Below are 22,682 nucleotides of genomic sequence, written 5' to 3'. Positions count from 1 at the left end.
GTGGTGCTGCTGGCGCCTTCGAGGGCGGTGAGGTCGGCGGTGATGGTCAGGTTCGCGGCCACCGCCGGCAGTCCTGAGTCGGCGGGGCGACGGATCAGGGCTGAGAGCACGTGGGCGCGGAGGACGCCGATGGGGCGGGGGTCGCCGTCGGCTTTGAGCATGCGGGCGAGTTGGTCGAGCAGGTCGTGGCACTCGGCGGCCTCGTCGGTGGGCAGGTCCGCGGCCAGCGTCGCTCGCCCGTCGACCGGTGAGGGGTGGACGCGTACGTCGGCGGTCTTGTCGGCGTCGGCTCGGCGTTCGTCGGCTGCGGCGGCGTCGAGCTCGAGCATCAGGGCGGTGGCGCGCTTCTCCAGCCGGGACACCGACAGATGGGCGGCTCCCCCGAGCAGTGTGTTCTCGACCTGGCCGGCGACGGTGGGGTTGGTGTGGGTGAGGGTGTCGGCCAGTGCCTGGGCGCGGCGCTCGTCCAGGTCGCCGGCTTTCAGGGCGGCGAAGGTGGCCGGCAGCTTGGTCGACCAGGTCAGCGCCCGGCGCAGCCGTAGTGCGGCGGTGCCGTGACCGAGGTTGAGCACGGTCGCGAGCTCGGTCACGAAGAACTCGCTGATCTCGCCGTCACCGGTGCTGCTGGTCCAGCCCGGTCGGCGGGCGCCGGGGGAGTCGGCCGGTGGATCGTCGGTGGCGGGCCGGTGGCCGGCGAGCGCGAGGATCAGTTCGGCTTCTTCGGCGGCGAGCCTGGCCCGCCGCCGTTGCATGCGGTCCAGGTCGGTGGCCAGCTGCTCGTCCGACCACGACGCGGGTTCGGCAGCCAGACGGGTGAGGGCATGAGGGCGGCCCAGGTACACGATGTCGATGACCGGCTCGAAGGGGCCTGGTGGCACCGCGGTCGTCGTCACGCATCGAACATACGTACGGGGTACGACAGTTCCGCCCACCGGAGGAGCACCACCGACGCCGGCTCAGACAAGAGCCCGGAGTGCCCGGTCGAGAGAGCGGAGGAGTTCCCCGACACGGCCTCCGCCGGGTGGTGCAACGGGGTACCGGAGCAAGACGTCCACGACGGCCGGGGTCGCGCGGCGACGAGCTCGCTCGATGTGCTCGTCACCCACGGAGCGGTCGTCGCCCGCGGTGAGCTCGGCAGCCCGCGCCGCGTGGGCAGCTGAGCCCAGGACGTGCTTGACCTGGTGGGCGTCGGCGAGCGGGTGCAGGTACGCGGCAGACGCGGCGTGCATCGCTGCTCGTGCCGCTTCGCCCGCGGCCCCGGCGCCGGCGGCGCGGGCTGCCCGGTGCGCGGCCCAGCCGGCGTCCCGCAAGGGCTTGCCACGTGCGCCCCCGGAGGCGAACGTCCACGCCGCGGCGATCGCCTCGCGAGGTCTCGGGTCTCCCGGGCACGCTGTCTCGAAGGCGTCCAGGACCTCGTCCGCGCTCTCCGCGGCGAACCGCGTCACAGCACGGAGGTCCGACAGGCCGAGGACGATCTGCTCCACCTGGTCCGGCACGAGCCGATCCTCGCCGACCCGCGGGTCACCCGCCCGCGCCCGACCGGAGCCCGTACCGGGTGAAGAGGACGCCGTCCTCGTCCAGGACCTGCCGCAGCTCGGCCCGCAGCGGGCTCCCCAGAGCGGAGGGGAGCAGGCCGGGGCCGCCGCCGACCAGCTGCGGGGCGAGTGACAGGTCCAGCTCGTCGACCACCCCCGAGGCGAGGGCAGCGGAGAACAGCGCCGGTCCGCCTTCGCAGAGCACCTGGGGCAGCCCGCGCTCGGCGAGGGCGTCCAGCGCGGCTGGCAGGTCGACCTCGTCGTCCCCGCAGACCATCACCTGCACGCCGGCGGCGGCGAGCGCCGCACGCCGCTCGGGGTCGGCGGCCGCGCAGGTCACCAGCAGGGTCGGGGTGACCGCGTCGGTGACCAGCTGGTCGTCCGGGGCCAGCGACGCCCGCCGGGAGACCACCGCGACCGGCATCGTCGCCGGCCGGCCGAGGGAGCTCCGTAGTCGGCCCACCGCGGAGCCGGGCAGCACCGGGCGGTACCCCTCGGCCGCGGCGGTCCCGGCGCCGACCAGGACGACGTCGGACAGCGCCCGCAGGGTCCGGAACACCCGCCGGTCGCCGTCCGACCCCAGCCCGCCACTGCGGCCCTCGACGCTGACCGCGCCGTCCAGCGAGGCGATGAAGTTGACCCGCAGGTGCCGGCCCGGCGCGACGCGGTAGGCGTCGGCCAGGCCGGCCGGGTCGTGGGGGAGCGGCGGCACGCTCAGTGGGTCGCGAGGACGACGGCGCTCTCCGCCGGCACCGTCACCTGCGCACCGTCCAGCTCGGGCAGCTCCCCGCTGGCGAACAGCACGTGGGTGGCTGGTGCGTCCAGGTCGATCTCCCGCGGCTGGTCGGAGAGGTTCGCGACCACCCGCAGCGAGCCGCGGTGCACCACCAGCCAGCGGTCGGCGTCGTCCCAGTGCACCTGGACCGCGGACAGGTCCGGGTCGACCAGCTCCGGGTGCCGCCGCCGCAGCGCCAGCAGCGCCTTGTGCACGGCCAGCACGTGCGCGTGCGGCTCCTGGGCGACCTCCGACCAGTCCAGCTTGGAGCGGGTGAACGTCTCCGGGTCCTGCGGGTCCGGCACCACGGCGGCGTCCCAGCCGTGCGCGGCGAACTCGCCGATCCGGCCCTCGGCGGTGGCCTTGCCCAGCTCCGGCTCCGGGTGGCTGGTGAAGAACTGCCACGGCGTTGAGGCGCCCCACTCCTCGCCCATGAACAGCATCGGGGTGAACGGGCTGGTCAGCACCAGGGTCGCGCCGACGCCGAGGAGGCCGGGGGAGAGGGACGCGGAGATCCGGTCGCCGACCGCGCGGTTGCCGATCTGGTCGTGGTCCTGCAGGTAGCCCAGGAACTTCCAGCCCGGCAGTGCGGCGGTGTCGACCGGGCGGCCGTGGTGCCGGCGGCGGAAGCTGGACCAGTCACCGGCGTGGAAGTAGGCGCCGGTGAGCACCTTCGCCAGCCCGCCGAGCCCCGCGGCGGCGAAGTCGGCGTAGTAGCCCTGGCCCTCGCCGGTCAGCTGGGTGTGCAGCGAGTGGTGGAAGTCGTCGCTCCACTGCGCGTCCAGCCCGGTGCCGCCGGCCACCCGCGGGGTCACCATGCGCGGGTCGTTGAGGTCGCTCTCCGCGATCAGCGTCAGCGGGCGGCCCTCGGCCACCGACAGCTTCGCCACCTCGGCCGCCATCTCCTCCAGCACGTGGGTGGCCCGCTCGTCGACGAGGGCGTGGACGGCGTCCAGCCGCAGCCCGTCGACGTGCATGTCGCGCAGCCACATCAGCGCGTTGTCGATGATGTAGCGACGCACCTCGTCGGAGTCCGGGCCGGACAGGTTGATCGAGTTGCCCCAGGTGTTCGCCCCGCCTTCCGCGAAGATCGGGAAGAACTCGGGCAGGTAGTTGCCGGAGGGGCCCAGGTGGTTGTAGACGACGTCCTGGATCACGCCGAGTCCGCGCTGGTGGCAGGCGTCGACGAACCGCTGGTAAGCGGCCGGACCGCCGTAGGTCTCCTGCACGGCGTACCAGGCGACGCCGTCGTAGCCCCAGTTGTGCGTGCCGTTGAAGGCGTTGACCGGCAGCAGCTCGACGAAGTCGACGCCCAGGTCGGTCAGGTGGTCGAGCCGGTCGATCGCGGCGTCCAGCGTGCCCTCCGGGGTGAAGGTGCCGATGTGCAGCTCGTACACGACCCCACCGGCCAGCGGCCGCCCGGTCCAGGCGCGGTCGCCCCAGCGGTGCGCGGAGGGGTCGAACCGGCGGGAGAGACCGTGCACGCCCTCGGGCTGACGGCGCGAGCGCGGGTCCGGCCGCGGCGTCTCGACGTCACCCAGCAGGAAGCCGTAGTCGGCCTCGGGGGCGGCGGCGACCTCGGCGCGCCACCAGCCGGCGTCGTCCCGCTGCATGTCGTGCACCTCGCCGCCCACCTGGAGGCGGACCCGCTCGGGCAACGGCGCCCAGACGGCGAACTCGACGGGCTCGGACATGCGGGGGCCTCCAGGGCGCGGGCGGGGACGGGCAGGTCGATCATGCCCGGGCGCCCGGCGGTCAACCGTGACAGCGGGCACGACTCCGCAGCCGCGGCGTCCACCCGGGGGATGACCTGGTCACGACGGCGTTTCCGTCGCCGGGATGACGTCGACGGGGCCTCCGCACCGCTACGTTCCTGACGCTTCCGTTCCGCGCGACGAAGAGAGCCGACATGACGGTGGTCCGGACCTGGGTCCTGCCCGTGCTGAGAATCCTGATCTGGGCGGTGATCGCCGTCGCCCTCGTCGTCCTGGCCTTCCGCGGCAGCGGTGGCGACGCCGACCCGGCCGGGGCCTCCGGCGCGCCCGGTGTCGACCTGGGCTCCCCGGAGATCCCGGTCGGCCGAGGCACGGTGACCAACACCGTCTCCGTGCAGGGCGCCATCGCTGCCGACCCGGCGGTGCCGGTCAAGGCCACCGCCGCCGGGACGGTGAGCCGGCTGCACGTCAGCCCGGGGGCCACGGTGGCCGTGGGCGACAAGCTGCTGGACGTCCGGTACGAGGAGGAGCGGGACCCCGTCGTCGGGACCGACGCCGAGGGCAACCCGACGTCGACCCCGCGCGACCCGCTGGTCAGGGTCGTGACCGTCACCGCGACGGCGGCCGGCCGGCTGGCCACCCTCGACGTGCTCAAGGACCAGGTGGTGGCGGTCGGCGACGCCGTCGGCACGATCTCCCCCGGCACGCTCTCGGTGACCGCGTCGCTGTCCCAGGCCGACCAGTTCCGCCTGCTCAGCCCGCCCGGCACCGCCGAGGTCACCGTCACCGGCGGCCCTGCACCGTTCACCTGCACCGGGCTCACCCTCGGCGCCCCGCAGGGCGAGGACGACCAGGCCACCGCCGGGGTCGACCCGATGACCGGCATGCCGATCACCGCGACCACCACCGCCCGGTGCGCCGTCCCGGCCGGGGTGACGGTCTTCTCCGGGATGGCGGCGACCGTGGCCATCCAGGCCGGGGAGGTCGCCGACGCGCTGGTGGTGCCGGTGACCGCGGTGCAGGGCTCGGTGCAGAACGGCACGGTCTGGGTGCCCGGTGCCGACGGCACCCCCGAGGAGCGGCCGGTCACCCTGGGCCTCACCGACGGCCAGCAGGTCGAGATCACCGGCGGGCTCACCGAGGGCGAGTCGGTGCTGGAGTTCGTGCCGGTGCCCGACGACGCCGCCGCCGACCCCTACGGCATGGGCGGGCCGTACGGGTGAGCCTGCTCGAGCTCACCGGCATCGGCCGGGACGTGCGCCTCCCGGACGGGAGCCTGCTGCCCGTGCTGGCCGGGGTCGACCTGAGCGTCGAACCCGGGGAGCACGTGTCGATCGTCGGGCGGTCCGGCTCCGGGAAGTCCACCCTGCTCAACGTGCTGGGCCTGCTGGACAGCCCGACCGCCGGCACGTACCTGCTGGACGGTCAGCCGACCGACTCCCTCGGCGGCCGGCGGCGGTCCCGGCTGCGGGGGGAGACCTTCGGCTTCGTCTTCCAGCAGTTCAACCTGCTGCCCCGCCGCACCGCGGAGGAGAACGTCGCCGCGCCGCTGCTCTACGCCCGCGGCCGGGAGTTCCTGACCCGCAACCGGGCCGCCCGGGCGATGCTCGACCGGGTGGGGCTCGGCCCCCGCGCGCTGTCGGTGCCGGAGAAGCTCTCCGGCGGCGAGCAGCAACGGGTGGCGATCGCCCGCGCCCTGGTCCGCGGGCCGCGGGTGGTGCTCGCCGACGAGCCGACCGGCGCTCTCGACGTGGAGACCGGCGCAGCGGTGATGGCCCTGCTGGCCGAGGTGACCGCGGAGAACGGTGCCGCGCTGGTGACGATCACCCACGACCTCTCGGTCGCCGCACTCGCCGGTCGACGCTTCCGGCTCGACCACGGCCGGCTCACCCCGGTCGCCGCCGGCGGTGCCCTGGCCGCCGCGACGAGCGACCGGACCGACGCATGACCGGGCTGCTGGGCACGCTCAGCGAGGCCTGGGGCGAGGTCCGGGTGCACAAGGCCCGGGTGCTGCTGTCGCTGGTCGGGGTGTTCCTGGCCGTGCTGGCGATGACCACGGTCACGGCGCTGGGCCAGATGGCTGCCCAGGTGCAGCAGGAGCAGGGCGAGGCCAGCGGCGGGCGGACGGCGACCATCGGCGTCTCGGCCTATGACCCGATGACCGGCAGCGTGCCACGGGACGAGTGGGACGCCGGGGTGCAGGCGCTGGTCAGCCGGTACGGGCTGCCGGAGGAGGCGGTGGCCACCCTCGCCTACGAGAACGGGCTCTACCGCTTCCCCGGCGGCACCCAGGCGGTGGAGACGCGGCGGGTGTCGCCGTCCTACGGGCCGCTGCATCGCATCCAGCCGGTCGAGGGCCGCTGGCTCCGCTCGGGTGACCGGCAGAGCCTGTCGCCCGCGCTGGTGGTCAACCGCGACTTCCTCGGACTGCTCGGGGCGGCCGACCTGAGCGGGCACCCGACCGTGGTGATCGGTGGACCGCAGCCGGTGCTCGCCACGATCGTGGGGGTGGTCGCCTGGAACGAGGGCTACCCGAGCGCCTACCGGATCGACTCCTCGGCCGGGGACGCCACGGCCTCGGCCGGCGGGGTCGGTTTCTGGTCACCGCCCTCCCTGGAGCTGTGGGTGCCCTCCGACCAGGCGGACGCGGTGGTGGCCGCGGTGCAGACCGACCTGGCCCGGCTGCTGCCCGGCGCGGAGGTGCAGGCCAACCGGCAGGACCCGGAGAACCTGGAGGACACCATCGCCAAGCTGCGGCTCGCGGTGCGCGCGGCCGGGCTGGTGGTGCTGTTCCTCGGCGGGCTGGGCGTGCTGAACATCGGGCTGGTCACCGTGCGGCAGCGGATCCGGGAGATCGGCGTGCGGCGCAGCTTCGGGGCGACCTCCGCCCGGGTCTTCTCCGCGGTCGTGCTGGAGAGCGTGGTGGCCACCGCCCTGGCCGGGCTGGCCGCGGTGGCCCTGTCGGTGGCGATCGTGCGCAACCTGCCGCTGGAGCGGTGGCTGGCCGGGGGCGTCCCGCTGGTCGACGCCCCCGGCTTCCCGGTCTCGGCCGCGGTCGAGGGGCTGCTCGCCGCCACCGCCGTGGGGGCGCTGGCCGGGCTGGTGCCCGCGCTGATCGCCGTCCGGGTGAAGGTGATCGACGCGATCAGGTTCTGACGCAGGCCCCTGCCCTCCCCACCACGTCGGCCGGGGAGGGCAGGGGATCTCTCAGAGCGTCAGCTGCTGCCCCACGTAGATCAGGTGCGGGTCGCTGATCGTGGCCTGGTTGGCGGCGTACAGCGCCCGCCAGCCGCCTGCGACGCCCTGGGCGGTGGCGATGCTCCCCAGGGTGTCGCCCGGCTGCACCGTGTAGCTGCCCACGGACGGCGCCGGCGCCGGTGCCGGCGCCGGGGCCGGGGCCGGTGCCGGTGCCGGATCGGCGACCGCCGTGCTGCCTCCGGTCAGGTACTGCCCGCACACGGGCCAGGCGCCGACGCCCTGACCGTCCAGCACCCGCTCGGCGACGGCGATCTGCTGGGCCGGCGTGGCCAGGTCGGCGCGCGGGGCGAACTCGAGGCCGCCGTAGCCCTCCCAGGTCGGCTGGAAGAACTGCAGCCCGCCGTAGTAGCCGTTGCCGGTGTTGATCTGCCAGTTGCCGCCGGACTCGCAGTCGGCGACCCCGCTCCAGTCGTGCTCACCGGCGGCCGACGCGGGAGCAGCGAGGACGCCGATCCCGATCGCCGCGGCGCCGGCCAGGACGGCGCCGCCGCGGGTCAGACGACGGGTCCGGGACGTCATGTGGTGGGACAAGGTGATCCTCCGATCACCGCCGACGAGGTGAGCTGTCGGGTTCGGGCTGATCGATGCCCGGCCGGTCGTGCGCGGGGCGCACGGCACGGCTTCACCCCGAGACGCGCGGACGCGTCGGTGGAGAGTGGTTCCCCCGCCCCCGTCCTGGACTGCTCGGAGTCAGGCGACCGGCGGACGGGGTTGGGCGGTCCGGTGCCTCGCGCCCGGCCATTCCGGCCCGGGCACGCGACCCATGCTGTGCGAGACCGTCCGGTTCCGCTCGTGCGCTCCGGCGTCGATCCGGCATCCGCCCAGGAGCGGTCGCGACAGGCCGACCCCTCGGCGGCTCCGTGTGCGCCGGCGCGGACGCTGCGTCACCGCCCCGGACGCCGGACGGCGGCCGGACCCGAGGGCCCGACCGCCGTGCGTGTCGTTCTTCCGGCCCCTCTGCAGGGTCCCGCCGCGAGCTTGCGAGTGGTGGGGGGCAGAGGGGTCCTTCCTCAGTCCCGGACGAGCAGGGCGACCGGCAGCTGGGTGAGCAGCTCGTCCAGCCGGACCCCGGCGCGGTCGGAGACCACCCGGGTGCCGGTGAGGAGGTCCCGCCAGGCCCCGGTGCGGGAGCCCACGGTGGTGTCGCCCCAGCCGGTCTCGGCCAGGTGCACCGGCCGGCGGGTCGCCACGGTCACCACCCCACCGCGGTCGAAGGCGATCACCGAGTCGGCGGCCGGGCCGGTGGCCTCGACCGGCGTGTAGCCGGCGTAGGCCTCGGGGGAGTCGCGGCGGTGCCGCAGCGTGCGGGAGACCACCAGCAGCTTGGCCGCGCCGGTCTCGTCGACCGGCGGCACCCAGCCCTCGTCGAGCCGGGTGAGCAGGCTGCGCCGCAGCTCGTAGTCGACCGGACGGCGGTTGTCCGGGTCGACCAGCGAGAAGTCCCACAGCTCGGTGCCCTGGTAGACGTCCGGGACGCCGGCGATGGTCAGCTGCAGCAGCTTCTGGCTCAGCGAGTTGCTGAACCCGAAGGGCCGGATGCGGGCGACGAACGCCTCGATCTCGGCGTGCGTTGTCTCGTCGTCGTAGGCGGCGTCGACCAGCGCGTGCAGCTGGTCCTCGAACTCCTGCACCGGGTTGGTCCAGGTGGTCGAGGTGCCCGCCTCCCGGGCGGCCTTCTCCACGTAGGCGTGCGCCCGCTCCCGGGAGAGCGGCCAGGCGCCGACCAGGTTCTGCCACACCAGGTGGGCCAGCTGCCGGTCGGCCAGCGGGTGCCGGCCGAGCCAGCCGCGCACGAGGCCGGCCCACTCGCTGGGCACCTCGGCGAGCACGGCCAGCCGGGCCCGGACGTCCTCGCTGCGCTTGGTGTCGTGCGTGGACAGCGTCGTCATCGACGCCGGACGGCGCTCGGCCCGCCGCTGCTGGGCCTCGTGGAACTCCGCGACCGTCGAACCGAAGCGAGCCGGGTCGCCGCCCACCTCGTTGAGCGCCACGAACCGCGCCCACCGGTAGTAGGCGCTGTCCTCGACGCCCTTGGCCATCACCGGGCCCGAGGTCTGCTCGAAGCGGGTCGCCAGCTCCGTGCCGGCCGAGCCGAGCAGCGGGTGCAGCGCGTCCACCGCGGCCGCCAGGTCGGGCCGCCGCTGCTTGACCGCCGCCACGGTCTCGTCCAGGTGCTCGCGGCCGTCGGGCAGGTAGCTGCGGTAGACCGGGAAGGACGCCAGCAGTTCGGCCAGCCCCTCGGTCACCTGCTCCGCCGGGACGCCGGGCAGGTCGCCGACGATCCGGTGCAGCCGGGCCACCTCCGAGCCGAGCATGCCGTCGGTGACCTCGCGCTTGCAGTCGTGCACCAGCTGCGCGTAGTCCACCGCCTTCCCGGCCAGCTCGGTGTCCAGCGCGGTGACCGCCGCCTCGCCGGCCGGGTCGACGAGCACCTCGTCGACCTCGGACAGCGCGTCGTAGCCCGTCGTCCCGGCCGTCTTCCACGACTCGGGCAGCTCCTCGCCCGGCTCGAGGATCTTCTCCACCACGGTCCACCGGTTGCCGGTGGCCTCGGCGAGGGCGTCCAGGTAGCCCTTGGGATCGGCGAGGCCGTCCGGGTGGTCGATCCGCAGCGCGTCGACCGAGCCGTTCTCGACCAGCTCCACGATCAGCGCGTGGGTGGCCCGGAAGACCTCCGGGTCCTCCACCCGCAGACCGGCCAGGGTGTTGATCGCGAAGAACCGCCGGTAGTTGAGCTGGTCGTCGGCGCGCCGCCAGTCGACCAGCTCGTAGTGCTGCCGGGCGTGCACCTCCTGCGGCGACCCGCCCTCGGTGCCGGGGGCGATCGGGAAGCGGTTGTCGTAGTACCGCAGCTCGCCGTCGGTGACGGTCAGCTGCGCGACGTCGTCCGCGCTGCCCAGCACCGGGATCCGGACCTTGCCGCCACCGAAGTCCCAGTCCACGTCGAAGGCGTCGGCGTGCACGGACTCCCGCCCGTGCTGCAGCAGGTCCCACCACCAGCCTGACTCGGCCGGGTCGCTGACGCCCATGTGGTTGGGCACCAGGTCCAGCACCAGGCCCAGGCCGTGCTCGTGCAGCGCGGCGACCAGCCGGTCGAACCCGGCCCGGCCGCCGCGCGGCTCGTCGATGTGCGCGTGGTCGACCGTGTCGTACCCGTGCGTGCTCCCCGCCGCCGAGCGCAGCAGCGGCGAGGAGTACGCGTGGGTCACCCCGAGGTCGGCCAGGTACCCGGCCACCGCCGCGGCGTCGTCCAGGGTGAAGTCGGCGGTCACCTGCAGCCGGTAGGTGCTGGCGGGCACCTCCCGGCGCCGGCTCTCGCTCGGCTGCCCTCCGGCGGGCTGGGTCACGGGGCGGCCTGCAGGACGACGGTCGCGCGGGGGGCGATGGTCAGCGTCTCGCCGGCCTTGACCACGACCGGCTCCACCTCGTCCAGCTCCGCGGTGTCGACGACGACGGTCCAGCCCTCCGCGTACTCGCTCGGCGGCAGGGTGAAGTCGATCGGCTCGTGGTGGGCGTTGAACGCCAGGTAGAAGCAGTCGTCCACCACGTCCTCGCCGCGCTCGTCGGTCTCCCGGATGCCGTGGCCGTTGAGGTACACGGCCAGCGCCTTGGCGCCGGCGTCCCAGTCCTCGTCGTCCATCAGCTCGCCGGCCGCGGTGAGCCAGGCGATGTCCTGCACCGGGTCGCCCTCCGCCCGGCGCACCGGGCGGCCGTGGAAGAACCGGCGGCGGCGGAACGTCGGGTGGTCGGTGCGCAGCTTGGTGACCAGCTTGGTGAACTCCAGCAGGCCCTCGTCGACGTTCTCCCAGTCGATCCAGGTGAGCTCGGAGTCCTGGCAGTAGCCGTTGTTGTTGCCTCGCTGGGTGCGGCCCAGCTCGTCGCCGTGCAGCAGCATCGGCACGCCCTGGGAGAGCATCAGCGTCGCGATGAAGTTGCGCCGCTGCTGCGCCCGCAGCGCCAGGATCTCCGGGTCGTCGGTCTCGCCCTCGACGCCGCAGTTCCAGCTGCGGTTGTGGCTCTCACCGTCGTTGTTGCCCTCGCCGTTGGCCTCGTTGTGCTTCTCGTTGTACGAGACCAGGTCGTTGATCGTGAAGCCGTCGTGCGCGGTGACGAAGTTGATGCTGGCCACCGGGCGCCGGCCGGAGTGCTGGTAGAGGTCGGCCGAACCGGTGATCCGGCTGGCGAACTCACCGATCGACGCGTCCTCGCCCCGCCAGAAGTCGCGGACGGTGTCGCGGTACTTGCCGTTCCACTCGGTCCACAGCGCCGGGAAGTTGCCGACCTGGTAGCCGCCGTCACCGATGTCCCACGGCTCGGCGATCAGCTTGACCTGGCTGACGATCGGGTCCTGGTGCACCAGGTCGAAGAAGGCCGACAGCCGGTCGACCTCGTGGAACTGGCGGGCCAGGGTGGAGGCCAGGTCGAAGCGGAAGCCGTCGACGTGCATCTCGGTCACCCAGTAGCGCAGCGAGTCCATGATCAGCTGGAGCGACTGCGGGGTGCGGACGTTGAGCGAGTTCCCGGTGCCCGTGGTGTCCATGTAGTACTGCTTGTCGTCCTCGACCAGGCGGTAGTACGCCGCGTTGTCGATGCCCTTGAACGACAGGGTCGGGCCCATGTGGTTGCCCTCGGCGGTGTGGTTGTAGACCACGTCGAGGATCACCTCGATGCCCGCCTCGTGCAGGGCTCGGACCATGCCCTTGAACTCCTGCACCTGCTGGCCGTCGGTGGCCTGGGCGTACTCGTTGTGCGGGGCGAAGAACCCGATCGTGTTGTAGCCCCAGTAGTTGCGCAGGCCCTTCTGCTGCAGGGTGTCGTCCTGCACGAACTGGTGCACCGGCATGAGCTCGATCGCGGTGATCCCCAGCTCCTGCAGGTGCTCGATGACCGCCGGGTGGGCGACGCCGGCATAGGTGCCGCGCAGCTCCTCGGGGATGCGCGGGTGGGTCATCGTCAGGCCCTTGACGTGGGCCTCGTAGATGACCGTCTTGTTGTAGGGCGTGCGCGGGGGGCGGTCCATGCCCCAGTCGAAGAACGGGCTCACCACGACCGACTTCGGCATGTGCGCCGCCGAGTCGTCGTCGTTCTTCTCGCCGGACTCGAAGTGGTAGCCGAAGACCGACTCGTCCCAGTCGACCTGGCCGTCGATGGCCTTGGCGTAGGGGTCCAGCAGCAGCTTGTTCGGGTTGCACCGGTGGCCCTGCGCGGGGTCGTGCGGGCCGTACACCCGGAAGCCGTAGCGCTGCCCGGCCTGCACGCCGGGGAGGAAGGCGTGCCAGACGTAGGCGTCCATCTCGGGGAGCCGGATGCGCTCCTCGTTGCCGGCCTCGTCGAACAGGCACAGCTCGATCTTCTCGGCCACCTCGCTGTAGATGGCGAAGTTGGTGCCGGTGCCGTCGTAGGTAGCTCCGAGCGGATAGGCGGAACCGGGCCACACCTGGGTGGTCATGAAGGGGTCGTCCTCCTGAAGCTGATCGCCCCTGGGCGGAGGCGCAGGGCGCGGGTCGTGGCGGCTGAACCGGGGGGTTCGACGGTGGATGCCCGCGTCGGGGCCTCCGCACACCTGCCGAGAGGCAGGACACGGTGGCCGGACGGCGGGGTGTCCGGGAGGAGTCTGCCAAGTCCGCGGTGCGTGCGCGCGGCGTCCTGACCTCGACCGACGCGGCCGGGTCGTCAGGGTGCGACGTCGTCCGGACCGGGTCGCCACCGGCCAGGTGGGCGGCCTCGGGGACGACCTGGCGCCCGCGCCGTCTTCGGCCTCACCGACCCGACCAGCTGATCGCCCGGATCAGCGCCGGACTCGCCCGTCGAGTGGCGCGCTGTCGACGCATCACCCCGGGGTGACACGTCGATGCCCCGACCCTCGACGAGCGAGCCGGCGGGTCAGGCGCGCTGGTGGGGGGCGACGGTGGCGCGCGGGAGGAGGCGAGGGCGGGCAGCCCGGTCACCGCCGACCTCGCCCGGCGTCCGGGTGGCGCTGGTGGTGACCGGTGCTGCTCGCTCCTGCGGGCGCAGACGCTAGGGGCATCCGGTGGTCGACGGCAAGCTCTCCGGCCGTGTCCCGGGCGCCGGGTGCACCACCTGTCCCAGGAGTGGGCAGGAGTCCGCCCACCCTCCCGACCAGCGGCGGGACGGCGACCGGCCCGTCCTGTCGCACCCCCGTCGTACCGTCGTCCCCGTGCGCACCCCCACCGACATCCGCCCCACCCAGGGGCGGTTCCGTGTCGTCAGCGAGTTCGAGCCCTCCGGTGACCAGCCCGCCGCCATCAAGGCCCTTGCCGAGCGGGTCAACGCCGGCGAGCAGGACACCGTGCTGCTGGGCGCCACCGGCACCGGCAAGTCGGCCACCACGGCGTGGCTGATCGAGCAGGTGCAGCGCCCCACCCTGGTCATGGCGCCGAACAAGACCCTGGCGGCGCAGCTGGCCAACGAGTTCCGCGAGCTGATGCCCGACGCCGCGGTCGAGTACTTCGTCTCCTACTACGACTACTACCAGCCCGAGGCCTACGTCCCGCAGACCGACACCTACATCGAGAAGGACTCCTCGATCAACGAGGAGGTCGAGCGGCTGCGGCACTCCGCGACGAACAGCCTCCTCACCCGGCGCGACGTGGTGGTCGTCTCGACCGTCTCCTGCATCTACGGCCTGGGCACCCCCGAGGAGTACGTCGAGCGCGCCCTGAAGATCAAGGTGGGGGAGGAGCGCGACCGCGAGGAGCTGCTGCGCACCCTGGTGACCGAGCAGTACACCCGCAACGACCTCGCCTTCACCCGCGGCACGTTCCGCGTGCGCGGCGACACGATCGAGGTCTTCCCGGTCTACGAGGAGCTCGCCTGCCGGATCGAGATGTTCGGCGACGAGGTCGAGCGGCTGTACTACCTGCACCCGCTGACCGGTGAGGTGATCCGCGAGGTCGACGAGCTGTTCGTCTTCCCGGCCACCCACTACGTGGCCGGCCCCGAGCGGATGGAGCGGGCCATCGCCGGCATCGAGGCCGAGCTGGAGCAGCGGCTGGCCGAGCTGGACAAGCAGGGCAAGCTGCTGGAGTCCCAGCGGCTGCGCATGCGCACCACCTACGACATCGAGATGATGCGCCAGGTCGGCTTCTGCTCCGGCATCGAGAACTACTCCCGGCACATCGACGGGCGTGCCCCCGGCAGCGCCGGCGCTTGTCTCATCGACTACTTCCCCGACGACTTCCTGCTGGTCATCGACGAGTCGCACGTGACGGTGCCGCAGATCGGCGGCATGTACGAGGGCGACATGAGCCGCAAGCGCACCCTGGTGGAGCACGGCTTCCGGCTGCCCTCGGCGATGGACAACCGCCCGCTGCGCTGGGAGGAGTTCACCGACCGGATCCACCAGACCGTCTACCTGTCGGCGACCCCGGGCTCCTACGAGCTGGGCCGGGTGCAGGGCGACGTGGTGGAGCAGGTGATCCGCCCGACGGGGCTGGTCGACCCGCAGGTCGTGGTGAAGCCCACCAAGGGCCAGATCGACGACCTGGTGCACGAGATCCGGGTGCGCACCGAGAAGGACGAGCGGGTCCTGGTCACCACGCTGACCAAGAAGATGTCCGAGGACCTCACCGACTACCTGCTCGAGCTGGGCATCAAGGTGCGCTACCTGCACTCGGAGGTCGACACCCTGCGCCGGGTCGAGCTGCTCCGGGAGCTGCGGCAGGGCGAGTACGACGTGCTCGTCGGCATCAACCTGCTGCGCGAGGGGCTCGACCTGCCCGAGGTCTCGCTCGTGGCGATCCTCGACGCCGACAAGGAGGGCTTCCTGCGCTCGGGCACCTCGCTGATCCAGACCATCGGCCGGGCGGCGCGCAACGTCTCCGGCGAGGTGCACATGTACGCCGACAAGATCACCCCGTCGATGGCCCAGGCGATCGACGAGACCAGCCGGCGGCGCGAGAAGCAGATCGCCTACAACCTCGAGCACGGCATCGACCCGCAGCCGCTGCGGAAGAAGATCGTCGACATCCTCGACGGCATCTACCAGGCCAGCGAGGACGCCGAAGGTGCCACCGAGCTGCTCGGCGGCTCGGGGCGGCAGCAGTCGCGGGGCAAGTCGCCGGTGCCGGGGCTGTCGTCGAAGAGCCGGGCGAAGGCCGGGTCGATCGACGTCCAGGGCCTGCCGCGCAACGAGCTGGCCGACATGATCACCACGATGAACGAGCAGATGCTCGCCGCGGCCCGCGAACTGCAGTTCGAGGTCGCCGCCCGGCTGCGCGACGAGCTCAACGAGCTCAAGCGGGAGCTGCGGCAGTTCGACGCCGCGCACGCCTGAGGCGGCACCGCCCGTCCAGGTCCGCCCGGAGCGCGACGGGCGAGGAAGTCGCCGATCCGGGGAACTCTGCGGCTGCCCCGGGCGTTGCGGACTTCGGGTTCTCACTGGGGCAGCTGTTGGCCGCCCACGGTGTCGAGCCCGACGTGGAGGGGAGTATCCCGGCACGGCACCGTCGTCAACACGGGGTCCGATGACCCCCGGCGCTGCTGGCCGGCCCGTGGTCCGGGTCGGTGGGAGAGACCTCCGGTACTGACACCTGCCAGCACCGGAGGAATGTGCATGGACGTCCCCCTGTGGGTCTGGGGCATCACCGTTGCCGCGATCATCGGGATGCTCGTCTTCGACTTCATCGGCCACGTGCGGACGCCGCACGCGCCGACCCTGAAGGAATCCGCAACCTGGTCGGCGGTCTACGTCGGCATCGCCGTCCTGTTCGGCCTGGTGGTGCTGCTGTTCTGGGGCGGCACCTACGCCGGTGAGTACTTCGCCGGCTGGGTCACCGAGAAGAGCCTGTCGGTCGACAACCTCTTCGTCTTCGTGCTGATCATGGCCAGCTTTGCGGTCCCGCGGGAGCTGCAGCAGAAGGTGCTGCTGTTCGGCATCGCCTTCGCGCTGGTGCTGCGGACGGTCTTCATCTTCGTCGGCGCCGCGTTCATCGCGAACTTCAGCTGGATCTTCTACGTCTTCGGCGGCTTCCTGATCTACACCGCCTGGGCCCAGGCCCGGAGCGGCGGGCACGACGAGAACGAGGAGTTCAAGGAGAACTCGGTCCTGCGGCTCACCCGCAAGGTGGTGCCGACGACCGGGGAGTACCACTCCGACCGGCTCACCGCGAAGCTGGACGGCAAGCGGCACATCACCCCGCTGGCCATCGCGCTGATCGCCATCGGCAGCGCGGACATCCTCTTCGCCGTCGACTCGATCCCGGCGATCTTCGGGCTCACCCAGGAGACCTACCTGGTCTTCACCGCGAACGCCTTCGCGCTGCTGGGCCTGCGGCAGCTGTTCTTCCTGCTGGACGGGCTGCTCGACAAGCTGGTGTACCTCGCCTACGGCCTGGCCGTGATCCTGGGCTTCATCGGCATCAAGCTGGTCATCCACGCCCTGCACGAGAACGAGCTGCCGTTCATCAACGGCGGCGAGCACGTCACGGCGATCCCCGAGATCCCGACCTGGTTGTCGCTGCTGGTCATCCTGGTCACCCTGCTGGTGACCACCTGGGCCAGCCTGCGCAAGAACAAGAAGGACGCCCAGCGGCGTCAGCAGCACGGCGCCGGCGAGCCGGGCGCCGACAGCTCCGGGCGGCACATCGGGGCGCCGGGCGACCCGGACGCCGACACGGCCGATGCGCCGGCCGACCCGCGCGAGGTGCCGGTCAGCCGACCGGAGTCCCGCACCGACTGAGCAGGGCGGCAGTCCGGGGGGACGACGATGCGTCGTCCCCCGGGGCTGCCGGTGCGCAGCCGCACGCCGTCCGCAGGCGCCCGGTGGGTCCCGACCCGCCGGGCGCCTGCGCGTCTGCGCCTGACCCAGTGGTGTGCCCAACCAACTTGTACAGTCCCGCCCGTGGAGCTCCCCGTCTGGTTCGAGATCGCGACGTTCGTGGGGCTCACCGTCCTGCTGCTCGCCGATCTCGCCATCGTCGTCCGCCGTCCGCACGAGCCCTCCGTCAAGGAGGCGACCGGCTGGGTCGTCTTCTACGTGGCCCTCGCGCTGGTGTTCGGCGGCATCGTCTTCGCCGTCACCAACGGCACGTTCGCCACCGAGTTCTACGCGGGCTGGCTGACCGAGTACTCGCTGTCGGTCGACAACCTGTTCGTCTTCGTGATCATCATGGCCCGCTTCCAGGTGCCTCGGAAGCTGCAGCAAGAGGTCCTGATGGTCGGGATCATCATCGCGCTGGTGCTCCGCGGGCTCTTCATCCTCGCCGGCGCCGCCCTGATCGAGCAGTTCATCTGGGTCTTCTACCTCTTCGGCGCCTTCCTCGTGTACACCGCGATCAACCTGGTCCGGCACCGCGACGAGGACGAGGACTACGAGGAGAACGGCTTCATCCGGCGCATGCGCAAGGTGCTGCCGATGACCCAGGACTTCCACGAGAGCAAGATCCGGGTCGTTCAGGACGGCAAGAAGCTCTGGACGCCGATGATCGTCGTCTTCCTGGCGCTGGGCACCACCGACCTGCTCTTCGCGCTGGACAGCATCCCGGCGATCTTCGGGCTGACCCGTGAGCCGTTCATCGTCTTCACCGCGAACATCTTCGCGCTGATGGGCCTGCGCCAGCTGTACTTCCTGCTCGGCGGCCTGCTCAAGCGCCTGGTCTACCTGTCCCTCGGCCTGGCCGTGATCCTCGCCTTCATCGGCGTCAAGCTGATCCTCGAGGCCGTCCACGAGAACCAGTACCCGTTCCTGGGCCACCGCGAGCCGCTGGAGAGCGTGCCGGCGATCCCGACCTGGCTGTCGCTGACGGTGATCCTCGTGGTGCTGCTGGTCGCGACCGTGGCCAGCCTGCTCAAGACCCGCGGCGAGAGCACCGAGGCGCACCCGCCGGCCGAGGTCGAGCGGGGCGAGACGCCGGTCGGCACCGAGACGACCGGGCGCCCGGCGCCCGCGCCGGAGTCGGGGTCCCGGTCCAGCTGAGGCCCTGGCGGCCCGGCCCGGCCGGGCCGCCAGGACGGGGGTCAGCGAGGCGGCAGGGTCCCAGCCTCGACCGTCGCGCCACCGGCGGCCACCAGGACGCCGTCCCGCCACACCTCCCGGACCCGGCCGGACAGGCCGGTCAGGTCGGTCGCGTCGCCGTCCAGGACGACGACGTCGGCCCGCTTGCCCACCTCCAGGCTGCCCAGCTCGTCGGCCACCCCCAGCAGCTCGGCGGCCGACCGGGTCGCGGCGTGCCACGCCTGCTCCGGGGTCATGCCACAGCCGGCCATCAGGGCCAGCTCGGAGAGGTTGTCCCCGTGCGGGCCGACCCCGCTGTCGGTGCCCATCGCCACCTTGACCCCCGCCTGGACGGCCCGGCGCACCGACTCGTCGTGCACCGCCTGCACCGAGCGGGCCTTCTCCACCACCGCCTCGGGCAGCGACGCCCCGGCCGCGGCGGCGGTGAGCACCGCCCGCGGCGCGGCGAGGGTGGGCACCAGCCAGGTGCCGTGCGCGAGCATCAGCTCGATCGCCTCGTCGTCGAGGAAGATGCCGTGCTCGATCGAGCGGATCCCGGCCCGGACGGCGGCCTTGATCCCCTCGGCGCCCTGCGCGTGCGCCATCACGTACACCCCGGCCGCGGCGGCCTCCTCGGCCAGCACGTCGAGCTCGGCGGGCCGGAAGTGCGGGTGCCGCGGGTCGTCCCGGGCCGACAGCACGCCGCCGCTGGTCGCCACCTTGATCACGTCGGCGCCGGCCCGCAGCAGCTCCCGCACGGTGCGGCGCATCTCGTCGGCGCCGTCGACCACGGTGTCGGGCCGGCCCGGGTGCGGCGCCATCAGCGGCACCTCCGCACCGCAGACGTGCCAGCCGTCGCCGTGCCCGCCGGTCTGGGACAGCATGCTGATCGCGATCTGCATCCGCGGGCCGGCGATCAGCCCGTCACGGACGGCCTGGGCGACGCCGAGGTCCGCGCCGCCGGCGTCCCGCACGCTGGTGATGCCCTGGGCGAGCGTGCGGCGCAGGTTGTGCACCGCCTCGTAGAACCCGTAGCTGAACGGCGTCTGCAGCAGCCGCATCATGTCGACGCCGCTGAGCATCACGTGCACGTGGCAGTCGAACAGGCCGGGCAGCACGGTGGCCCCGGTGCAGTCGACGACCTCGTCGCCGTCCAGACCGGTCCCCACCTCGACGATGCGGCCGTCCTGCACCGCCACGTCGCCGCGGGTCGCGGGCCCGCCCGTTCCGTCGAGCACCTGGCCACCGGAGAACACACGTCGCGTCATGGACGCACCCTAGGACCTCACCCGTTAGCGGTGCTCATCATCTCGTGGTGATCTCGCTGGACTAGCGTGCCGGTCATGCGGCCCACCGACCTGTCCCTGCTGCGCGTCCCGGGCGTGCCCACGGTGTCCCCGGACGGGCAGACCGCCGTCGTCGCCGTCAGCCGGCTGGACCTGGAGGCGGACGAGTACCGCAGCCAGCTCTGGACCGTGCCGACCGACGGGTCCGCGCCGGCCCGGCCGCTCACCCACGGGCACCGGGACTCCGCCCCGGTGTTCTCCCCGGACGGGCGGTGGCTGGCCTACCTGGCGGCCGAGCCGAAGGGCAGCCCGCAGCTGCACGTGCTCCCGGTCGGCGGCGGCACCGCGCGGAAGCTGACCGACCACCACCTCGGCGCCGGCGTGCCGGTCTGGTCACCGGACTCCCGGCGGATCGCCTACACGGCGCGGGTGCCCGAGGCAGGTCGCTACGGCACCGAGGACGACGTCCCGCCGGCCGCGGAGGCGCCCCGGCTGATCGCCACGCTGAAGTACCGCGCGGACGGAGTGGGCTTCACCAACGACCGCCGCCCGCACGTCTTCGTCGTCGACCTGCCGGCCGAGGGCGAGGACGACGCGGTCGAGCTCGCCCCGCCGTTCCAGGTGACCGACGGCGACGCCGACGACGCCGACGTGGCCTGGAGCCCGGACGGCACCGAGCTGGCCTTCGTCTCCGCCCGGCACGAGGGCGCCGACACCGACCGGGTCACCGACGTCTACGTCGTCCGGCCCGACGGCACCGGCCTGCGCAGGGTCACCGACTCGCGGTCGAGCTGCGCGCACCCCGCCTACGACCCCGACGACCCGGCCGGCAGCACGATCTACCTCACCGCGATCCCGGACCTCGGCCCGCTGGGCCGGGACTTCGTCGGCCGCAACACCACGCTGGCGAAGGTCAGCGCTGCCGGCGGGCCGGTCGTGCCGCTGCTGGACCCCGAGGACCACGACCGCGGCGACGAGACCCCGGCCACGGTGGTCGCCGGCGGGGCGGCGTTCCTCGGCGTCCAGCGGCGCGGCGCGGTCGAGCTGCTGCGGGTGCCGCTGTCGGGTGGTGCACCCGAGGCGCTGGTCGACGGCCCGTACACGGTGCGCGGGATCGGCGTGGGCGGTGGCGTGGTCGTCGCCACCGTGGCCCACGACCGCTCGGCCGGCGAGTTGATCGCGATCACCCCCGGACGCCGGCGGCTGATCACCGGGTTCGGCGCCCCGCTGCAGGCCACCGGCCGGCTGCACCGGATGCGTGAGGTCACCGCGACCGCACCGGACGGTTACCCGGTGCACGGCTGGGTCACCACGCCGTCCGGCCCGGGGCCGCACCCGGTGCTGCTCACCGTGCACGGCGGGCCGTTCGCGCAGTACGGCTGGACGCTGTTCGACGAGACCCAGGCCTACGTCCAGGCCGGCTACGCGGTGGTGAAGTGCAACCCGCGCGGGTCGTCGGGCTACGGGCAGGCGCACGGCCGGGTGATCAAGGAGCACATGGGCGAGCTGGACGCCGACGACGTGCTCGCTTTCCTCGACCACGCGCTCGAGGACCCCGCGCTGGACGCCTCCCGCGTCGGGATCATGGGCGGCTCCTACGGCGGCTACATGACCACGCTGCTGCTCGGCCGCACCGACCGGTTCGTCGCCGGGATCAGCGAGCGGGCGTTCAACGACCCGGTCAGCTTCGTGGGCTCCTCCGACATCGGCTTCTTCTTCCCCGATGAGTACGTGGGCACCGACCCCGAGCGGGTCGCCGCCCAGTCGCCGATGGCCCAGGCGCACCGGATCACCACCCCGACGATGGTGATCCACTCCGAGGAGGACTGGCGCTGCCCGCTGGAGCAGGGCACCCGGCTCTACGTCGAGCTCAAGCGCCGCGGGGTGCCGACCGAGCTGCTGCTCTTCCCGGGGGAGGGGCACGAGCTGTCCCGCTCGGGCCGGCCGAAGCACCGGCGGGCCCGGCTGGAGCACGTGCTGCGCTGGTGGGGACGCTGGCTGCCGACCTCGCACAACACCTCGGCGGTCGCCGAGCTGCCGGCCGGACCGTCGGCCGGGTCGTCGGCCGTGGAAGGCGCAGCCGTGGACGGCGCTCCCGCGGACGGTGACGCTCGGCGCGGGGACACGCTCACCGTGCCGGCCACCCGGCTGCGATGAGCACCCCGGAGCTGCTCGCCGCCGCGCCCGGCCTGGCCGCGACCGCACTGCGCACCGTCCAGGAGGAGTTCCCGAACGGGCTGTACGTGCACTACCGACGCCCCGGTGACGCCCCGGTGCGTCCGCGCGACCGGCACCCGGCGTTCTACGGCAGCTACGACTGGCACTCCGCGGTGGAGATGCACTGGGTGCTGCTCCGGTTGCTGCGAGTGGCCCCCGACGCGGTGCCCGCCGCGGAGGTCCGGGCGGTCCTCGACGAGCACTGGACGCCGCCGTCGATCGCGGCGGAGGTCGCGCACGCGGTCGCCCACCCCGGCTGGGAGCGGCCCTACGGCTGGGCGTGGGCGCTGACCCTGGTCGAGGAGGCGGCGTCCTGGGCCGCCGAGCCGGGTGCGCCGGACGACGTCCGCCGGTGGGCCGCGACCCTGCAGCCGCTGGCCGACCACTTCCTCGCCGCGTTCGGGCGCTGGCTGCCGGCGGCGACCTACCCGGTGCGCACCGGCCTGCACCCCAGCAGCGCCTTCGGGCTGCTCATGTCCCTGCCGGCCGCCCGCCGCGACGGGGTGGACGGGGCGCTGGCCGACGCCGCGCGCCGCTGGTTCGGTGCGGACACCGACGCGCCCGTGCGCTGGGAGCCCTCCGGCTCGGACTTCCTCTCGCCGTCCCTGGTCGAGGCGGTGCTGATGACCGAGGTGCTGCCCGACCCCGGCCCGTGGCTGACCCGGTTCCTGCCCGGGCTCGCTGCTGGCCCGCTGTTCGGCCCCGCGGTGGTGAGCGACGCCAGCGACGGGCAGACGGCGCACCTGCACGGGCTCAACCTCAGCCGGGCCTGGTGCCTGCGCCGGCTGGCCGCGGCGCTGCCCGACGCCGCCGACGTGCTGCTGGCCTCGGCCGCCGAGCACGCCGCCGCGGCGATGCCGCACGTCAGCGGCAGCGACTACATGGTCGAGCACTGGCTGGCCGCCTACGCGCTGCTGTACCTCGACCCGGCGTACTGAGGGC

At 73.1% G+C, this 22,682-nt stretch carries 16 protein-coding genes and 1 riboswitch; of the genes, 8 read left to right on the top strand and 8 right to left on the bottom strand.

What is annotated here, in order from left to right; translation table 11 throughout:
- From HLA93_RS19540 to treZ, 4 genes are all read right to left on the bottom strand, one after another.
- On the bottom strand, positions 1-893 hold an 893-nt coding region (locus HLA93_RS19540; RefSeq protein WP_308128248.1), incomplete at its 3' end, for a DUF222 domain-containing protein.
- A gap of 63 nt (positions 894-956) precedes the next feature.
- The gene (locus tag HLA93_RS19535; RefSeq protein ID WP_222196112.1) at positions 957-1,496 is read right to left on the bottom strand and encodes a putative immunity protein; all 540 of its coding nucleotides are present in this window, start codon (positions 1,494-1,496) and stop codon (positions 957-959) included.
- Positions 1,497-1,521: 25 nt separating this feature from the next.
- On the bottom strand, positions 1,522-2,247 hold the full coding sequence (locus tag HLA93_RS19530; protein ID WP_308128247.1) for a dihydrofolate reductase family protein: 726 nt from the start codon (positions 2,245-2,247) through the stop codon (positions 1,522-1,524).
- Between the two features lie 2 nt (positions 2,248-2,249).
- A complete protein-coding gene (treZ, locus tag HLA93_RS19525; protein ID WP_222196111.1) occupies positions 2,250-4,004 on the bottom strand; it encodes a malto-oligosyltrehalose trehalohydrolase in 1,755 nt (584 codons plus the stop codon).
- 215 nt (positions 4,005-4,219) lie between these two features.
- Here treZ and HLA93_RS19520 point away from each other — a divergent pair, with 215 nt between their 5' ends.
- Genes HLA93_RS19520 through HLA93_RS19510 form a run of 3 tightly spaced genes read left to right on the top strand, consistent with a single transcriptional unit; the run spans position 4,220 to position 7,181 of the window.
- Positions 4,220-5,248, top strand: coding sequence for an efflux RND transporter periplasmic adaptor subunit (locus HLA93_RS19520; protein WP_222196110.1), 1,029 nt, complete (start codon positions 4,220-4,222; stop codon positions 5,246-5,248).
- Entirely contained in the window at positions 5,245-5,973 is a 729-nt protein-coding gene (locus tag HLA93_RS19515; protein WP_222196109.1) for an ABC transporter ATP-binding protein, read from the top strand. The genes HLA93_RS19520 and HLA93_RS19515 overlap by 4 nt, the downstream gene beginning before the upstream one ends.
- Entirely contained in the window at positions 5,970-7,181 is a 1,212-nt protein-coding gene (locus tag HLA93_RS19510; RefSeq protein ID WP_222196108.1) for an ABC transporter permease, read from the top strand. Before HLA93_RS19515 ends, HLA93_RS19510 begins: the two co-directional genes overlap by 4 nt.
- 51 nt (positions 7,182-7,232) lie before the next feature.
- Here the strand turns inward: HLA93_RS19510 and HLA93_RS21705 are convergent, their stop codons facing one another.
- From HLA93_RS21705 to glgX, 3 genes are all read right to left on the bottom strand, one after another.
- The gene (locus tag HLA93_RS21705; RefSeq protein ID WP_222196107.1) at positions 7,233-7,802 is read right to left on the bottom strand and encodes a transglycosylase family protein; all 570 of its coding nucleotides are present in this window, start codon (positions 7,800-7,802) and stop codon (positions 7,233-7,235) included.
- A 14-nt stretch (positions 7,803-7,816) separates the two neighbouring features.
- Positions 7,817-7,990: riboswitch (cyclic di-AMP (ydaO/yuaA leader) on the bottom strand.
- Positions 7,991-8,293: 303 nt separating this feature from the next.
- Positions 8,294-10,630 carry a malto-oligosyltrehalose synthase gene (gene treY, locus HLA93_RS19500; RefSeq protein WP_222196106.1) on the bottom strand — a complete coding sequence of 779 codons (2,337 nt, stop codon included), beginning with the start codon at positions 10,628-10,630 and terminating at the stop codon, positions 8,294-8,296.
- The gene (gene glgX / locus HLA93_RS19495; protein ID WP_222196105.1) at positions 10,627-12,732 is read right to left on the bottom strand and encodes a glycogen debranching protein GlgX; all 2,106 of its coding nucleotides are present in this window, start codon (positions 12,730-12,732) and stop codon (positions 10,627-10,629) included. Before glgX ends, treY begins: the two co-directional genes overlap by 4 nt.
- Positions 12,733-13,461: 729 nt before the next feature.
- On the opposite strand from glgX, the gene uvrB reads away from it, so the two are divergent.
- The 3 genes from uvrB to HLA93_RS19480 all read left to right on the top strand — a co-directional run bounded on the left by uvrB (position 13,462) and on the right by HLA93_RS19480 (position 18,219).
- Positions 13,462-15,579 carry an excinuclease ABC subunit UvrB gene (uvrB, locus tag HLA93_RS19490; RefSeq protein WP_222196104.1) on the top strand — a complete coding sequence of 706 codons (2,118 nt, stop codon included), beginning with the start codon at positions 13,462-13,464 and terminating at the stop codon, positions 15,577-15,579.
- A gap of 279 nt (positions 15,580-15,858) precedes the next feature.
- A complete protein-coding gene (locus HLA93_RS19485) occupies positions 15,859-16,983 on the top strand; it encodes a TerC family protein (RefSeq protein WP_222196103.1) in 1,125 nt (374 codons plus the stop codon).
- A gap of 162 nt (positions 16,984-17,145) precedes the next feature.
- Positions 17,146-18,219: a TerC family protein gene (locus HLA93_RS19480; RefSeq protein WP_222196102.1), complete on the top strand. Its 1,074-nt coding sequence runs from the start codon at positions 17,146-17,148 to the stop codon at positions 18,217-18,219.
- Between the two features lie 41 nt (positions 18,220-18,260).
- Here the strand turns inward: HLA93_RS19480 and HLA93_RS19475 are convergent, their stop codons facing one another.
- Complete coding sequence (locus tag HLA93_RS19475) at positions 18,261-19,505, bottom strand: metal-dependent hydrolase family protein (protein ID WP_222196101.1); 1,245 nt, start codon at positions 19,503-19,505, stop codon at positions 18,261-18,263.
- A gap of 75 nt (positions 19,506-19,580) precedes the next feature.
- Here HLA93_RS19475 and HLA93_RS19470 point away from each other — a divergent pair, with 75 nt between their 5' ends.
- Positions 19,581-21,680: a S9 family peptidase gene (locus HLA93_RS19470; RefSeq protein WP_222196100.1), complete on the top strand. Its 2,100-nt coding sequence runs from the start codon at positions 19,581-19,583 to the stop codon at positions 21,678-21,680.
- Entirely contained in the window at positions 21,677-22,678 is a 1,002-nt protein-coding gene (locus HLA93_RS19465) for a DUF2891 family protein (protein ID WP_222196099.1), read from the top strand. Before HLA93_RS19470 ends, HLA93_RS19465 begins: the two co-directional genes overlap by 4 nt.
- The last annotated feature ends 4 nt before the right edge of the window (positions 22,679-22,682 follow it).

The sequence above is a fragment of the Modestobacter italicus genome, assembly GCF_019799965.1.
Taxonomy (GTDB): Bacteria; Actinomycetota; Actinomycetes; order Mycobacteriales; family Geodermatophilaceae; genus Modestobacter; species Modestobacter italicus_A.
This window is presented reverse-complemented; position numbering and strand designations above follow the sequence as displayed.

What these genes read in the sequence shown, in the direction of transcription:
- treZ (WP_222196111.1), bottom strand. Translation starts at nt 4,004, where the DNA reads ATGTCCGAGCCCGTCGAGTTCGCCGTCTGGGCGCCGTTGCCCGAGCGG.
- HLA93_RS19520 (WP_222196110.1), top strand. Translation starts at nt 4,220, where the DNA reads ATGACGGTGGTCCGGACCTGGGTCCTGCCCGTGCTGAGAATCCTGATC.
- HLA93_RS19510 (WP_222196108.1), top strand. Translation starts at nt 5,970, where the DNA reads ATGACCGGGCTGCTGGGCACGCTCAGCGAGGCCTGGGGCGAGGTCCGG.
- HLA93_RS21705 (WP_222196107.1), bottom strand. Translation starts at nt 7,802, where the DNA reads ATGACGTCCCGGACCCGTCGTCTGACCCGCGGCGGCGCCGTCCTGGCC.
- glgX (WP_222196105.1), bottom strand. Translation starts at nt 12,732, where the DNA reads ATGACCACCCAGGTGTGGCCCGGTTCCGCCTATCCGCTCGGAGCTACC.
- HLA93_RS19485 (WP_222196103.1), top strand. Translation starts at nt 15,859, where the DNA reads ATGGACGTCCCCCTGTGGGTCTGGGGCATCACCGTTGCCGCGATCATC.
- HLA93_RS19475 (WP_222196101.1), bottom strand. Translation starts at nt 19,505, where the DNA reads ATGACGCGACGTGTGTTCTCCGGTGGCCAGGTGCTCGACGGAACGGGC.
- HLA93_RS19470 (WP_222196100.1), top strand. Translation starts at nt 19,581, where the DNA reads ATGCGGCCCACCGACCTGTCCCTGCTGCGCGTCCCGGGCGTGCCCACG.
- HLA93_RS19465 (WP_222196099.1), top strand. Translation starts at nt 21,677, where the DNA reads ATGAGCACCCCGGAGCTGCTCGCCGCCGCGCCCGGCCTGGCCGCGACC.